Here is a 14876-nt window from a genome sequence, read left to right on the forward strand (position 1 = left end):
GGGTAGCAGGAAAGGGCGGAAGGCTCTGATGTCTGATGACGTGACCACTTCCTACGGTGGGCCGCCCCCGGCACCACCACCCCCGGCACCGCCGGGACTTCGACGACGAAAACTATGGCTGGCAGCGGGCGTCGCCGGTCTGACCGGCGTCGTCGGTCTGGCCGCCCTGGGCGGGGTGGCCGCCCGCGACGACGGCTCCGGCCCGTCGAGCAGGACGGACGCGCAGTCCAACGCCCGGCAGAACGTCAGTGACGCCGGGAAGGCCGACGCGACCGAGAACGGCGGCGCCATGAAAGATTCGGCCGGCAACCACGCCGGCCGCAAGGGTGCCGGCCGAAAGGACGGCGGCGCTGGCGACAAGGACGGGGCCCACGAGGTGCCCTGTGACACCGACAAGCTGATCCAGGCCATCGTGCACGCCAACCAGAACCACGGCGCCGTACTCGCCCTGGCCCGGCACTGCACGTACGAGCTGACCCGCAGCGACGACGGCAACGGGCTTCCCGTGATCACCAAGCCGATCACCTTGAAGGGCGACGACAGCAAGATCGTTCGGGCCGCGAACGTCGAGCGGTTCCGCATCCTGAACGTCGGTCGAGGTGGTCACCTGACCCTGAAGGGCGTGACGGTCAAGGGCGGCCAGACCGCTCCGGGCATGACGATCGCGGCACCGGTCAAGGGACTGGAACTCGGCACCGTGAAGCCCGCCGGGGCCGCCCCGGCGGCCGGAGCCAAGGCCAAGGCAGCCGCGGCGAAGCCCACGGCCGACGCGGCCAAGGCAGCCGGAGCCAAGGTTGCCGGGGCCAAGGTTGCCGGGGCCAAAGCGGCCGGGGCCAAAGCGGCACCGGCGGCGAAGCCGTCGCCGGCGGCCAAGACCGGGGCCGCCGGAGCGGACGTTGCTCCGCCGAGCATCGCCGCCGACGGCGTCGACGGGGGTGGAATTCTGGTGCAGCGGGGCGGCACCGCAGACCTGGAGCACAGCCGGATCGTGCAGAACCAGGCGACCCGCAACGGCGGTGGCATCGCGAACTACGGCACCACCACGATCCGCCACAGCACCGTGGAACAGAACAATGCCGGCAGCTTCGGCGGCGGCGTGTTCAGCACGGGCAGTTTGCGGGTCGAGGAGTCGAAGATCGTGTACAACAACTCGGGTGCCGGGGGCGGTGGCATCGCCAACGGTTCCACGCCCAACGGCTTCGCCGGCACGGGTGGCACCGTCTGGATCTGGAAGAGCACGATCAGCCACAACCGGACCGGTGTGCTCGGTGGCGGCGTCTTCATCAACGGCGGCGACACCACCGCCGTCCAGAGCGAGCTCGCCGACAACACCAGCAGCCTCGACGGCGGCGGCCTGGTCGCCCTCGGCGACAGCCGGTTGAGCCTGGAACACACGGTGGTCGCCCGGAACTTCGCGAGCGACGACGCCGGCGGTGTCGGGATCGCCGAAGACTCCACCGCGGTCATAGCCCACAGCGCTCTCAAGGAGAACGTGGCCGCCAACGGAGCCGCCGGCGGCCTGTTCAACGACGGCGCTTCGGTGACCCTCCGGGATTCCGAACTCTGGGCCAACCAGGCGTCGGGTACGGCTGGCTTCGCGGGCGGCATCGCCAACCAGGACGGCGTCACCACGCTGATCCGGACCAAGGTCGCCGACAACGTGGCCACCAACCAGCCCGGCGGCATCTACACCGACAACAACCAGGTGGAGATCGACGACAAGTCCGCGGTCACCGGTAACCGGCCGACCAACTGCGTCGGCAGCCCGGTCATCCCCGAACGCTGCTTCGGCTGAACCTTCGCCGAGGCGAGCGACAGGCAACAGGACAGCACCACCACATAGAGGGGCTCCTCCGTGCCGCTCGGCGCCACGGAGGAGCCCCACCTTCTTCCCACTTCTCCCCCATCAAGTGCCGTCCGAGCAGGTCAGAGCGGATCCGGGCGGAAGCCACCCCGGCGTGCCGATCAGCATGGGGCTGGGCGTCGCTGGCCGCCGACGTACCTAATGTGGGGTTATTTCGGATAAGGCTCTGAGGCGAGGAACCTTCTCATACGGTGGTTCTGGGAGCTACAACCGATTTGTAGCAGGGGACGCTCGCCTGTGCGTGACGACCCTGTCTGGTACGACGAGAGGGCAGAGAGCTCCGATGTCCAACTACGTAGCTAAGAACAACGCCAGCGAGTCGGAGGCGACGCCCAAGCGGCGTCGCAAGCTCTGGCTCGCCAGTGGCGTCGCCGGGCTCACCGGCGTGGTCAGCATTGCCGCCGTAGGCGTCGCCACCGGTGCCGGGGCGGTTGGTACCGATGGTCTGCGCTGGTCCACCGCCCAGCAGGTCAGCAGGGACGGCGACCAGAACGCGGTCGCGCCCGAGGGGCACAAGGGCAAGAAGGAGGACCGGGCCGACAACGCCGCCGACGAGCGTGCCCGGCACGACCAGAAGCGGGACGACGAGAAGAGGGACCACGGCAAGGATGTGCCCTGCAACAGCGACAAGCTGATCCAGGCGCTCGTCTTCGCCAACGAGAACCACGGCGGTGTCCTGAACCTCGCCAAGGGGTGCACCTACACCCTGACCCGGTCCGACGCGACCGACGGCACCGGGCCCAACGGTCTTCCGGTGATCACGGAGAACGTGGTGCTCAAGGGCCATGACACCAAGATCGTCCGGGACGCCACGGCCGAGGAGTTCCGGATCCTCAACGTGGGGCGCGGTGGAAATCTGACCGTCAAGGGCCTGACCATCAAGAACGGCCAGACCAGCGCACTGCCGGTCAACAACGACACGCCGGAAGCCGTCTGGTCGCTGTTCTCGAACTCGGTCGAGGCGACCAAGGCCGCCGAGGCGAAGAAGGAGTACCTGCCGTTGCTCCAGGCCAAGCCGAAGGGCATCGCGCTCAAGGCCAAGGCCGCGAGCGCGCCGTCGGTGCTGGTCGACCCGGAGTCGAACGACGGCGGTGGCGTGCTCGTGCAGCCCGGCGGCACCGCCTCCTTCGAGGAGACGCACATCGTCGCCAACCAGGCCGGCGGCGTCGGCGGTGGCCTGGCCAACTTCGGCAAGGCCAGCCTCTACCACACCACCGTCGCCGACAACACCGCCTTCCTCTACGGCGGCGGCATCTTCAACGCGGGCGTGCTGCGGGTGGCCGCGTCGACCGTGAAGAACAACGACGCGATCATCGGCGGTGGCGGCATCGCCAACGGCGCGGCGTTCATCTTCCGTGACGACATCGACGGCGGTACCGCGTGGATCGAGAAGACCGAGGTCACCAGCAACGAGGTGCTCGGCTTCGGCGGTGGCGTGCTCGACATCGAGGGCAACACGACCGTCCGGTACTCCAAGGTCACCGGGAACACCGCGGTCCTGGCCGGCGGCGGCGTCACCGCGGCCGGTGACGACAGCACCCTCGAACTGGCGCACGTCGAGGTCTCCAAGAACACCACGGTCGGTGTCGGCGGTGGCCTGGCCCTCGGCTTCGGCGCGATCGCCAACGTCGAGGAAACCAAGATCGTCGCGAACAAGGCCGGCTTCTTCGGCGGTGGCGTGTTCAACGGCACCGGTGAGGCGACCTTCCGGCACAGCGAGATCAGCGGCAACCGGGCCGTCGGTCCGCTGGGCGTCGGCGGCGGCATCTTCACCGTCGCCGGTGTGATCGACCTGGAGAAGACCAAGGTGGCGCACAACTTCGCCACTCTCACCGCTGGCGGCGTCTTCAGCTTCCTCGGTGAGGTGAACGTGGACGACAAGTCGGCCATCACGGCCAACAAGCCGACCAACTGCACCGGCACCTTCACCCCGATCCCGAACTGCTTCGGCTGATCAACGCGGTACCGGCTCCCGCCGGACCGAGGTGAGGGGACTTCGGCCCCGCCGGAACGATCCAGACGGATCGGACCGGCGGGGCCGGAGCCTACTCTGCGTCGTGTCGCCGGAGCGGTACTACCGCTGGACGAACACCGTCACGCTGCGCGCCGGCACGGTGAACGTGCCGCTGGCCCGGTCGAACGACGCCGTCCGCAGCACCGGGTCGGCCGAGGAGCGCAGCACCGGATGCAGCGCCACGTCGGCCCCACGCAACCCGGTCACCCGCTGGGTGGCGGTCTCCGGAGTGGCGTTGAAGACCACCGTCACCGATTTCCACGCCCCACCGAGCCCACGAGCGTCCAGGGTCATGGTGAGCACCCCCGGCGTCTCGTCGGCGCCGGACAGCGGGAAGGCGACCCGCTGCTGCACCTGCTTCGCGGTGGGCAGCCCGAAGACCGGCGACGAGGCCCGGATCCGCAGCAGCTCGGCGTACCGGGCGTCGGTCAACTCGACCGCCGCGCAGTCCGGCACCAGCAACGGATCGGCCAGCAGCGGCTTCGCGTACGGCCACTTGTCCCGGTTGTCCTCGGCCGGCGGTAGCCCGATGCCGAAGCCGTTGCCCTGGGTGCAGTCCCAGCGGATCTGGTTGAACCAGTCCCCCGAGTTGTACGAGTTGCGGTCCAACGACTTGGACCGCAGCCGCTCGGTGCCGGTGGTGACGAACCCGGTGCCCTGGCCCATCACCACAGTGCTCAGGGCCAGAACCTGCATCCGGGCCCGGTCCGTCGCCGAGGTGTCCTGCGGCAGTTTGTACGCCAGCGCGTCGTACAGAATCTCGTTGTCGTGCGCGTCGACGTAGGTGACCGCCTCCCCCGGCGCTGCGGTGTAGCCGGCCGGTGAGCCGTTGTAGTCCACGTCTGCCCCGGTGACCTGCCGACCCGACGAGTCGGTGAAGCGGTAGCCGCGTAGGTTGCCGGTCAGGCCCACCTTGATCAGGTCGTGCTGGAGCAGCAGCCGCGCCCGCTGCTCGTCGGCCGACCTGTTGACCGGGTCGCCGTTGGGGTCGGTGAACAGGCCGGAGGCGAAGCCCTGCTGGCGAGGGTTCTCGTCGAACGGGCCGCCGCCGCGTACCGCGTCGCGCAGCCGGTCGTTGAACGTGCCGATCCCGGTGCCGGCCATGTTGGCCTGCGTGGCCTGCACGAAGCGGGCGTCGTCGGCCACCTCGCCGAAGTTCCAGCCCTCGCCGTAGAGCAGGATGCTCTTCCCGTCCACCCCGTCGCGGGCCATCGTCAGCTTGTCCAGCGCGGCGCGTACGGCCAGGATGTTCGCCTTCGGGTGGTGGCCCATCAGGTCGAACCGGAACCCGTCCACCTTGTACGCCTTCGCCCAGGTGACAAGCGAGTCCACCACCAGCTTGCCCATCATGGCGTGCTCGGGTGCGGTGTTCGCGCAGCAGGTGGAGGTGGCCACGGTGCCGTCGTCGAGCAGCCGGTGGTAGTAGCCGGGCACGATCTGGTCCAGCACCGACTTCGGGTCGGTGCCGGCGGCCGAGGTGTGGTTGTAGACCACGTCCATGACCACCCGCAGGCCCGCGTCGTTGACCCCGGCCACCATCTGCCGGAACTCGGTGGTGCGCCGGGCGCCCTCCGGCTCGACCGCGTACCCACCCTCGGGGACGGTGTAGTGCAGCGGGTCGTACCCCCAGTTGTAGCCGTCGGTCTCCCGCACCGCCGCCACGCATTCCTGCTGCCGCTCCGAGTCCGGCGGCAGGGCCGCCAGGTCACAGTCCGGCTGCCGCTGGTCGGCCCGGCGTTCGGGGATGGTGGCGAAGTCGAACGCGGGCAGCAGGTGCAGGTGGGTCACCCCGGCGTCGCTTGTCGCCTTCAGGTGCCGCATGCCGGCGGTGGCCGGGTCGGTGAAGGCGAGGAAGGTGCCCCGCCGTTGCGCCGGCACGGTGTCGTCGGCGATGGAGAAGTCCCGCACCGACAGCTCGGAGATCTGCACCTTCGCCGGGGGCACCGCGGCCGGCTTGCGCAGCCGCGCCCAACCCGCCGGGGCGAGCTTCGGGTCGGTCAGGTCGACGATCTGGCTGTGCGTGGAGTCCGCCGCCAGCGCCACCGAGTACGGGTCGGTGACCGACGCGGTGACCAGTTGCTGCGTCGCCGGCTGCCACGCCTGCACCCGGTAGCGGTAGTACTTGCCGCTCCAGGACCGCTGTCCGCGTACCGACCACACGCCGGTGCGGTCGTCACGGCGCATCGCCACCGGTCGCGCGGTGGCCGTCGGCGAGTCGTACAGCTCCAGCGACACCGTCCGGGCGGTGGGTGCCCAGACCGACAGGTTCGGTACGCCACCGGTGAACGTGGCGCCGAGTCGGGCGGAGGTGGCCGGCGCGTACACGTCGTCCAGCACACCCGGGATCTGCACGCCGGTGGCACCGAGCAGGGTGCCGTCGGCGGCCCGCTCGGTCACCAGCAGCTGCCCGCGCAGCGCGGCCGGCACCTTGGCCAGATCCCGCCGGTCCAGGGTGAAAACGCGGTGGTCCCACAGGTGCGGGAAGGCCGCGCGCTGGGCCTCGGTGAGCCCGTTGCGCTGCGCGGTCAACGGCAGCGAGGTGTACGTCCCGACCAGCTCGCCGTCGACCACGCGTACCCCGCCGGCCGGCGCGGTCACCAGGGCGTACGCCCGACCGTCGGTGGGGCCGGTGCGCCAGGCGACGGTGGACCGGTCGATCCAGTGCGCCCGCTGCTTGCCGATGTCGGTGTCCCTGCCGGTGCCGGTGGCTGTCGCCGGCAGCAGCCGGCCCGGTGTGGCGGCGAGCAACCAGACCTCCCGGCCGGCGTCGGCGAAGTCGAGCCGCTGGTCCTGCGGCAGGTCCTTCTCGTCGCCGCGATGGATGATGTAGTTGAGGCCGGTCGCGCCCTCGGCAAGCGGCACCCGGAACTCGGCACCGAAGGAGTCGACGCGGGTCGGCGGCATCGGCTTCGCCCAGTCGGTGGGGGTGGCCGCGCCGTCCCACAGGTGCAGGCCCCAGCCGTCGTAGTCGCCGTCGGGCCGGTGGTAGTGGATGACCGCCGTACCCTCCTCGACCGGCGGGGCGGGTTCGCCCGCGGCCTCCTCCCGGGTCAGGTACGTCGCCGGGTCGCCCTGCTTGACCCAGACCTCGCCGGTCTGCGTCACGTCGACGGTCCGGTCGTTGTCCACGTCCTTGTTGCCGTCGGCGTCGACCACCAGGAAACCGACCGTCTTCGCTCCGGGCTTGAGTTTCACCCAGGCGAACCGTCCGTACGCGTCGGTGCCCGCGAACGGCTGCCCCTGCGGCCACTCGGTGGCGTACTCCGAGTCGATGTCACCCCAGGCGTACAGCCCCCAGTCGTCGTAGTCGCCGTCGGGGCGCTGGTGGTGGACCACCAGCCAGTCCCGCGACGAGCCGGACTCTTCCGGGGTACCGACGGCGGCGGTGGATCGGGCGGACGCGGTGCGGCCCCGACCGTCGCGGACCACCGCCTTGTACTCGACCTTCGTCCCGGCGGCCAGACCGGTCAGGTCGTGGTGCACGGTGTACGGCGCGCGGTGGGCGGAGCCGAGCAACGTCCACTTCCCGCCGGCCACCCGAGCCGCCATCGTCACCCGGGCCAGCGGGTCGCCGGTGACCTGGGCGGTCACCTCGGCTCGGGTGGCCGGCGACCCGTCGGGGGCGGTGATGGTGATGCCCGGCTTGGCGTCGGGCAGCGCGACCGCCTTACCGGCCCGGTGCACCACCGCCGACAGTGGCGGCACGGTCAGGGTCAGCTTGCCGTCGCCGGCTGCCACCGGTCGGGTGGTGGCGCCGTGAATGCCGGTGAAGGTGGCGCCGGCCGACCAGGTGTCCACGGTGACAGTCTGCGCGGTGGTGGCGTTGTTGACCGCCACCAGGTACTCGGTGCGGTTGTCCGGGTCGAACCGGGAGAAGGCGAAAACGCCGGGCCCGTCGGCGGCGTGCCGGGTGACCTGCACACCGTCGCGCAGGGCCGGATGAGCCTGCCGCAATCGGCCCAGTTCGGCGATGGTGCGGTAGAGCGGGTGTGTCCGGTCGAACTGGTCGACCGCGTGGGTGCGGTCGGTGCCGAGCAGGTCGTCGTCGAGGTAGTCCGCGGTACGCGAGGCGAACATCGGCTGTCGGGCGTCCTTGTCGCCGCCGGCCCCGGTGAAGCCCTGCTCGTCGCCGGAGTAGATCACCGGCTGGCCGCGGGTGAGGAACATCAGCTCGTGGGCGAGTTGGTCCCGGCGCAGGTGGGTGGCCGGGTCGGTGGATCCGTTGGCGATGAACGAGCCGATCCGGCCCATGTCGTGGTTGCCGAGGAAGGTGGTCAGCCGGCCGGCGTGGGTGTCCCGGGCGGCGTAGAGGTCGTCGCGGGCGTAGAGGTCGGCCAAGGCCTTGGCTGATCCGTCGTTCGCGGTGTAGCCGCGCGCCGCCTCCTGGAAGCCGAAGTCCAGCGTGGCGGGCAGGCCGCCCTGCCGTACGTAGCTGGAGGTGATCTCCGGGTCGGCGCTGTACACCTCGCCGAACATGAAGAAGTCCTTCTTGCCGGCGCGGGCCGCCGCCTGCTGCACGCCCTGGCTGAACTGTGGCCAGAAGTCCATGTTGACGTGCTTCACCGTGTCCAGCCGGAATCCGTCGACTCCGGTGGACCGCACCCAGTCGGCGTAGATCTTCGTCATGCCGCGGACCACCTCGGGCCGCTCGGTCCACAGGTCGTCGAGGCCGAAGAAGTCGCCGTACTCGCTGTTCTCGCCGGCGAAGGTGGAGTCACCGCGGTTGTGGTACATGGTGGGATCGTTCAACCAGGCCGGGACCTTGACCTTCGCGTCGGCCCGGGTCTCGAAGATCGGGGTGTACGGGAAGGAGCCACCGTCGACCTTCGGAAAGTCCCGGCTGCCGTCGGCGTAGTTGCGATCCTCGAACGGCCGACCCTGCGCGTCGCGGTAGGGCGCGGTCGCCTTGTCGACGTAGGTGTACGTGTCCTCTTCGTAGCTGATGACGTCGGCGGTGTGGTTGACGATGACGTCGAGGTAGACCTTGATGCCACGCCGGTGGGCGAGCTGGACCAGCTTCTTCAGGTCGGCGGGGCTACCGAAGTGGGGGTCAACCTGGGTGAAGTCGGTGATCCAGTAGCCGTGGTAGCCAGCCGACACGTCGTCGCCTTCGCCCTGCACCGGCCGGTTCTTGAAGACCGGGGCGAGCCAGATGGCGGTGGTGCCAAGCCCTTCGATGTAGTCGAGTCGCTCGGTAAGTCCCTTGAGGTCACCGCCCTGGTAGAAACCCTTGTCCGTGGGGTCGTACCCGGTGCGCAGCCGGTCCCCGGTGAGGCCGCCCCGGTCGTTGCGCGGGTCTCCGTTGGCGAACCGGTCCGGTAACACGAAGTAGAACTGCTCGGCCTCCACCTGGCTGCGGCCGGCGGCGAGCAGGGCCGCGGCGGAGGGTTCGGTGTGCCAGGTGACGGCGCCGGTGGCGCTCGGCGCCCCGATGCCGGCCGACCGGCCGGCCGCGGCGGCGGGGGTCACCGCGACGGGGGTGCCGACCAGGGTGACGGTGAGCAGGAAGACAAGGGCGAGCAGGAATGTGCGTGGTGTCGGCGGGGGTTTCATCGACGGCCTTCCTCTGGTCGCTGATTGGCCCGCACGCTAGCCCTTGCCGAAAGATTCTGCAATACCTTGCAAATATCCCCGCAACAAGGCAGACACTTGCGCAAGACGGGTCGCCACCCGCCCCTCGTTGGCCGCTAACGGCTGCGGCAGGTGCGTCCGGAAACGCTGCAACTCGCGGGGCGGGAATCGGCCGACTCAATGTGGAAGCGCAGGTAAACCGACGATCCGCCGGCCAGGTCCGGCCCGCTGCGGTAGGTGAGCGTCCCACCCGCACCGTCGAACGTCCCCTGTGGAACTCCCTCCAGCCAGGCGGTCACCACCCGCCCGCCCGGGTAGTCCACCCGCGCCACCCAACCCACACCGCGACGGGAGGTGTTGCGGATCGACACCTCGGCGATGAAGCCGCCCTGAAACGTGTGCAAGACCTGGTAGCGCGCGTCGATCGGCGCGGGCGGCGGTGCCGGCGTACGGGACGGTGCGACCGATGGCGGCGCGGCCGGCGGCGGCGACGTCGTGAGCGACGCGCTGGGGGTCGGGCTCGGCGGGTCGGTCCGGCGCGGGGACAGCCCCGGCACCGCCTGCGACGGCGGTGCCGGCACCTCACGACCCGCCGACGAGGCACGCTCGGGTATCGGCGCCGCGGCAACCGGTGGCGGTCCCGGCGGCACCGGCTGAAAGTCCGGCCCGGGCCCCCGGTACGCACCGACCGCGATGACGAGCAGCACCACCATGATGACGACCCCGATCGACACCAGGATCCACGGCGAGGAGGCCACGGCGGTGGAGCCGTGCGGCGGAAACTGGCGGGGAGCGCGACGCGTACCGGACATGTCTCTCCTCAGCGGGCAGCCCGGCAAGCGTAACGATCTTCAGCCGCGCCGGAAAGTGCCCGACGAATCACCAACTGTCCTAACCGATCCCGCAGCCGGTGCCGTTGACCGTGCACTGTGTCGGATACTCCCCGCCCCCGGTACGCGTGAACCGCAGTTGCACCGACTGCTGGGCCCCGGCGGCGAGCTGACCGGTTCCGCTGAGCAGATACCAGCCACTACCTCTGATGGTCACCGAGACCCCGGGGCCGCTGGAGGCCCGGATCCCGGTGACGCCGCCACTGAAACGCAACTCCACCTGCCAGTCGTCCGACCGGCTGGTGCCGTTGCTGACCACCAACTGGGCCTCGAAATGATCCGCGTCGCCGCTGTCCAGCACCCGGTAGCTGGCGGTGATCGCCCCATCCCCGTCGGCCGGCGCCGCCGGGGCGGACGCGCTCGGTGACTGGCTGGCGTCCGGCCGCGCGGGCGTTCCGGTACGCGATGGATCGTTCGGCGCTGCCGGCGACCCGGACGGCGTGGGTGAGCCGGTCGGGCTGACCGAAGCCGTCGCGGTTGCCGAGGCGGAGGGGTCGGTAGAGGTGGTCGAACCTGCCGTAGGCGCTGCCTCCGGGCTCTCCCCGGCGGCTGTCGGCAGACTCATCGGGGGGCCCGGCGTCCATGCCGACGGACGTTCGGGACCGCGGAACGACAACAGTGCGACCACCAGCAGCACCGCCAGCACCGCGACGCCGACCAGCACCACCACCCAGGGCGCGGAGGCGATCATCCTGGACAGGGCGTGCCCACCGACCATCCCACCGGTGGCGTCACCGTTCCGGTCACCGGTGGAATCACCACTCTGGTCACCGGCGGCCTCATCGTTCCGGTCACCGGGGACATTGTCGTTCCGGTCACCGGCGCCGGCACGGTTGCCGTCGCCGTACTGGTCACCGGTGGCATCGTCGTTGGCATCACCGGACGGCCGCACTGACATTGAGGTCCCCACTCGTCGTCGCCGACGGGCCAGCCTAGTCACGCCGGGCCGGGGCGCGAAACGGGCAGGTGCCGAAGCCGCCCGACCCGGCCGACGCACCGGACGCGTCGACCCTGCGCACCTGACCGGTCGGCGGCCAAGGTCGTACCGGTGGCTCAGCCCGTCCGCACGACAGTGCAGATGGCCGGCCCCTCCTCGGTGCTACGCAGCAGGTAGCGGTACCGTTCGCCGGGCACCTGCCGGCCCTGGCTGTCCAGGAACTCCCAGCGCACCGCCACCTCCACGAGCAGGGCGGATACCTGCTGCACCTGCTCGATGTCGGCGTGCGCCGCGACCAGCTCACGCTCGGTGTAGTCCGGCGCGGCACCCACGAAGGACAGCGCGACGGCGGCCGGGGAGTTGAACGAGAAGCTGTAGGTGTCGGCAACCACCAGCCCGGGCAAGGCGTAACAGCTGGCGATCGCCGGTAGGTCGCCGACGGTCAACGCCACGCCGTACCGGTCGAAGAAGTCGGTAAGCAGGTCGAGATCGGTGGAAGCAGTCACGCCGCAAGCAATTGCCGGGGCGCGCCGCGACGAAACCTCAACGCGGTGGAATCCGCACCTCGATCTCACTGCCCAGCCGGGCACCCCCGTGCAGGCCCAGGTCGTCCCCGCTCCAGAACCGGCCGGGGTCGTACCAGTTCGGTCGGCGTCCGACCGGCAGCAGACCCATCGCCTCGTAGGTGACCGCTACGACCTCCGCGCAGTACGCGGTCTCCAGGTCCAGGTCCCGTGCCGCTCCGGCAGGCGGATCTGGCTGCGGGCCAACGGCCGGGACGCGCCGCCGGGACGCCGGCAGCGGCAACCTGGGCGACGGTACCCGCCCGCGCAGCCATCGCCAGGCCAGTTGGGCGGTGGACGGAAACGGTGTGCCGTCCAGCCGGGCGATGGTGCGCAGCACCGACCGCTCCATCTCCGCGTCGGCCGGCGGCTCGAGCTGGCGCAGCCAGCCACGCTGGCCGTACCGGTTGGCCCAGATGCAGACCGCATCCCGCAGGTCGTGCAGCTGCACACCGCGTTGGTGGGTGCCGGTCCACAGGTCCGGCAGCGACCGACCAAGCTCGGCGTGCCACATCAGCGGTGGCATGTCGTCCAGCACCACCGCCATGCCCACATGGTTGACCGGGCTGTTGGTGGTCAACTGGATGGCCCGGTCGGGCACGCTGCGGCCGCGGAAGACCCACAGATCGCCGGTACGGGTCAGCTCCACCGCCTCGTCCAGGCTGATGCTCATAGGGGACTACCCTAAGCGGATGCGGCGACGGATGCGGTGGTGGAAGGTCCTCGGGTTGGCCGGTCTGGCCGGTGTCGCGGCCTCCGGCGTGGTGATCGCCCGGGCGGAACGGCGGCGGCGCGCGTACACCCCGGAGGAGATCCGGGCCCGACTGCGGGACCGGCACGCGGAGGCCACCTCGACCTCCCCGGCCGACGAGGCCGGCTGAGTCGTCCTCAGTCCACTTCGACGTGGTTGCGGTCCCAACGGCCGCCGACCGGTTGGCTGTCCAGCCGCAGCGCTCCCTCGACGTTGCCGGCGAGGTCGTTGTCCTCGACCCGGCAGGAGACGCACGCGCCCCGATCACTGATCCACATCCCGTAACTCTGCGTCGGGTCGTCGCGGTTGTCCCAGATCCGGTTGCCGCGCACCATCGCCGACTCGAAATGGGCGTTCACCGTGAATCCGGCCCGTACCGGTGCCGCCGCCGGCAACTCGTAGCGCGTGCCGGGTGGTGGCACGTCCTCGTTCCAGGCGATCGCCGCATCGGGGCGCAGATCGGCCAGATCCAGCTCCATCTCGGTGTTGCCGACCACCAGTGCCAGTCGGGAGCCCACCCGGAGCAGCTTTCCGCGATGCCCGTCGGGTGTCCACACCGCCGCCCGGTCCGACACGGCACGCCGGCCGTACCGCACCGACTCGCCGGAGCCGGTGGCCGCCGGGGCGCATTGCCGCCCGTTGCTCCGGATCCGGTTGTTCGTCACCGTCGCGTCGACCATCGGCCGGTCCACCCGGATCCCGTCCAGACCGTTGTCCCAGAACTCGTTGCTGTCGATCACCACGTCCGACGCCGGGCCCTCATAGCCGTTGCCCAGACTGTGCTGGTGGTATCCGTACCATCCGTTGCCGCTGATCCGGTTGCCCCGGATCGTGTACGGCCCGGGGGTGTTGCCCATGCTGATCCCGTCGCGAACGTTGCGGTCGATCACGCAGTCAGTGAGGATGCCGCCTCGGCCGGCGATGCCCGCCGTGCCGTTGGCGGAGACGTCGAAGCCGGCTTCCAGGTTTCCGGTGATCGTGCAGGCGGAGACTATCAGGCCGTCGGCACCCCAGTCCGATATGCCGAACCGGTTGGCCTGGCTGTGGCAGCCGATGATGCGGTATCCGCGCGGCGGCGTCCAGTACGGCTTCTGCAACTCCAGGAAGATCCCGTTGGTGCCGTTGCCGAGCGTGGTGCAGTTGCTGATGGTGCAGCGCTCCACCGGACCCCAGCCGCCGATGCCGATGCCGATGCCCGCGCCACCCATCTCCTCACCGTTGTCCAGGCGTCCGCAGCCGACCACCACCACGCCGTCGATCAGGCTGTCCTGGAGAAAGTCGCAGCCGAGTCCGGTGGCACCGGTGTGGTGGATGTAGAGATTGCGAAAAACACCCCGCACGACGTACTGGAGACCGAGCCCTTTGGCCAGATAGCTGTACTCGGCCATGGCCACGCCCGAGCCGTCGATCTCGAAGTCGGCGAAGGTGCAGTCGGCGATGTGCCGGTCCCGGTCGGCGCCGTGCTGCACGGTCGTCCAGAAGGCCAGTGGTGTCGGGTCGGCACGGTTACCTTCGTTGCTCAGCACGAACCGGGTGGCTCCGGGCCCCGCACCGATCAGTGACACCCCGCTGCGCCAGACCGTGCCCGCGTCCCGGATCGAGTAGATCCCCGGCGGGCAGTAGATGACCCGCGCCCGGCTGTCGGCTGCGTACCCCTCACCCAGGCGGTCGACCAGGGCAGACAGCGCAGGTTGGTCGTTGGTGACCCCATCGCCCCGAAGTCCGAAGTCAAGCGCGTCGCACCACAGCGGCGCCCCGGCGACCGGCGACAGACGCTCCCGGATGGCGACGGACCGGTCCTGCTGCCGCACGGACTTCTCCCCTCGGTCGTGACCTGCTGACCGCCGCCGCTTTCCCCGTCACCCCGCCCGAAAACGCCCCACCTGCGGGGTCACGCGGGCGGGAGCCGATGACGGCCTGATATCACATGTCCGCTATCAGGTGTTTTGTGGTGGCCGGGGTCACCTCGCCGGCGGAATCGCGGGCCCGGCCCGGTGGTTATACATGGCGTAACCGCGAGTGCCTCCGAGCGCCGCCCCCGGCCCGGTCGGAATGACCCCCCACCGCCGGGCGTTACACCCCCGGGCAACGCCGAGGCAGCCGCCTCCCGCGAGGCCCCCCGGAATGGCCCCGGCCCGCCCGGCGTTACATCCCCGGGCAACAGCTTCCCCCGCGAGGCCCCCGGAATGGTCCCGGCCCGCCCGGCGTTACACCACCTCCCGGGCATCACCTGCCGGGCACCGAACGCCGCACAGCGCGTAGCACGTCTCCCCTTTCCGCACGGCC

General features: G+C 70.3%; 10 protein-coding genes. 4 read left to right on the plus strand and 6 right to left on the minus strand.

What is annotated here, in order from left to right; translation table 11 throughout:
• Nucleotides 1–28 precede the first annotated feature (28 nt).
• Nucleotides 29–1795 carry a right-handed parallel beta-helix repeat-containing protein gene (locus ACFY2A_RS25900; RefSeq protein WP_387175300.1) on the plus strand — a complete coding sequence of 589 codons (1767 nt, stop codon included), beginning with the start codon at nucleotides 29–31 and terminating at the stop codon, nucleotides 1793–1795.
• Nucleotides 1796–2147: 352 nt separating this feature from the next.
• Nucleotides 2148–3818 (plus strand): hypothetical protein, encoded by a 1671-nt coding sequence (locus ACFY2A_RS25905; protein WP_387175302.1) that lies wholly within the window; start codon nucleotides 2148–2150, stop codon nucleotides 3816–3818.
• Between the two features lie 120 nt (nucleotides 3819–3938).
• Here ACFY2A_RS25905 and pulA read toward each other — a convergent pair whose 3' ends face one another.
• The 3 genes from pulA to ACFY2A_RS25920 all read right to left on the minus strand — a co-directional run bounded on the left by pulA (nucleotide 3939) and on the right by ACFY2A_RS25920 (nucleotide 11030).
• Nucleotides 3939–9431: a pullulanase-type alpha-1,6-glucosidase gene (pulA, locus tag ACFY2A_RS25910; RefSeq protein ID WP_387175304.1), complete on the minus strand. Its 5493-nt coding sequence runs from the start codon at nucleotides 9429–9431 to the stop codon at nucleotides 3939–3941.
• Nucleotides 9432–9565: 134 nt separating this feature from the next.
• Nucleotides 9566–10261, minus strand: coding sequence for a cellulose binding domain-containing protein (locus tag ACFY2A_RS25915; protein ID WP_387175306.1), 696 nt, complete (start codon nucleotides 10259–10261; stop codon nucleotides 9566–9568).
• Nucleotides 10262–10340: 79 nt separating this feature from the next.
• Entirely contained in the window at nucleotides 10341–11030 is a 690-nt protein-coding gene (locus tag ACFY2A_RS25920) for a hypothetical protein (protein WP_387175308.1), read from the minus strand.
• A gap of 12 nt (nucleotides 11031–11042) precedes the next feature.
• On the opposite strand from ACFY2A_RS25920, the gene ACFY2A_RS25925 reads away from it, so the two are divergent.
• The gene (locus tag ACFY2A_RS25925; protein ID WP_387175310.1) at nucleotides 11043–11234 is read left to right on the plus strand and encodes a hypothetical protein; all 192 of its coding nucleotides are present in this window, start codon (nucleotides 11043–11045) and stop codon (nucleotides 11232–11234) included.
• Between the two features lie 158 nt (nucleotides 11235–11392).
• Here ACFY2A_RS25925 and ACFY2A_RS25930 read toward each other — a convergent pair whose 3' ends face one another.
• Nucleotides 11393–11782, minus strand: coding sequence for a hypothetical protein (locus ACFY2A_RS25930; protein WP_387175312.1), 390 nt, complete (start codon nucleotides 11780–11782; stop codon nucleotides 11393–11395).
• A gap of 37 nt (nucleotides 11783–11819) precedes the next feature.
• Nucleotides 11820–12512, minus strand: coding sequence for a hypothetical protein (locus ACFY2A_RS25935; protein WP_363925217.1), 693 nt, complete (start codon nucleotides 12510–12512; stop codon nucleotides 11820–11822).
• Between the two features lie 19 nt (nucleotides 12513–12531).
• Between ACFY2A_RS25935 and ACFY2A_RS25940 the strand changes: the two genes are divergently transcribed.
• Entirely contained in the window at nucleotides 12532–12720 is a 189-nt protein-coding gene (locus ACFY2A_RS25940) for a hypothetical protein (protein WP_363925269.1), read from the plus strand.
• Between the two features lie 7 nt (nucleotides 12721–12727).
• Here ACFY2A_RS25940 and ACFY2A_RS25945 read toward each other — a convergent pair whose 3' ends face one another.
• Nucleotides 12728–14401: a right-handed parallel beta-helix repeat-containing protein gene (locus ACFY2A_RS25945; RefSeq protein WP_387175314.1), complete on the minus strand. Its 1674-nt coding sequence runs from the start codon at nucleotides 14399–14401 to the stop codon at nucleotides 12728–12730.
• Between the last annotated feature and the right edge of the window lie 475 nt (nucleotides 14402–14876).

Source organism: Micromonospora sp. NPDC000442 (assembly GCF_042898635.1).
Lineage (GTDB): Bacteria > Actinomycetota > Actinomycetes > Mycobacteriales > Micromonosporaceae > Micromonospora.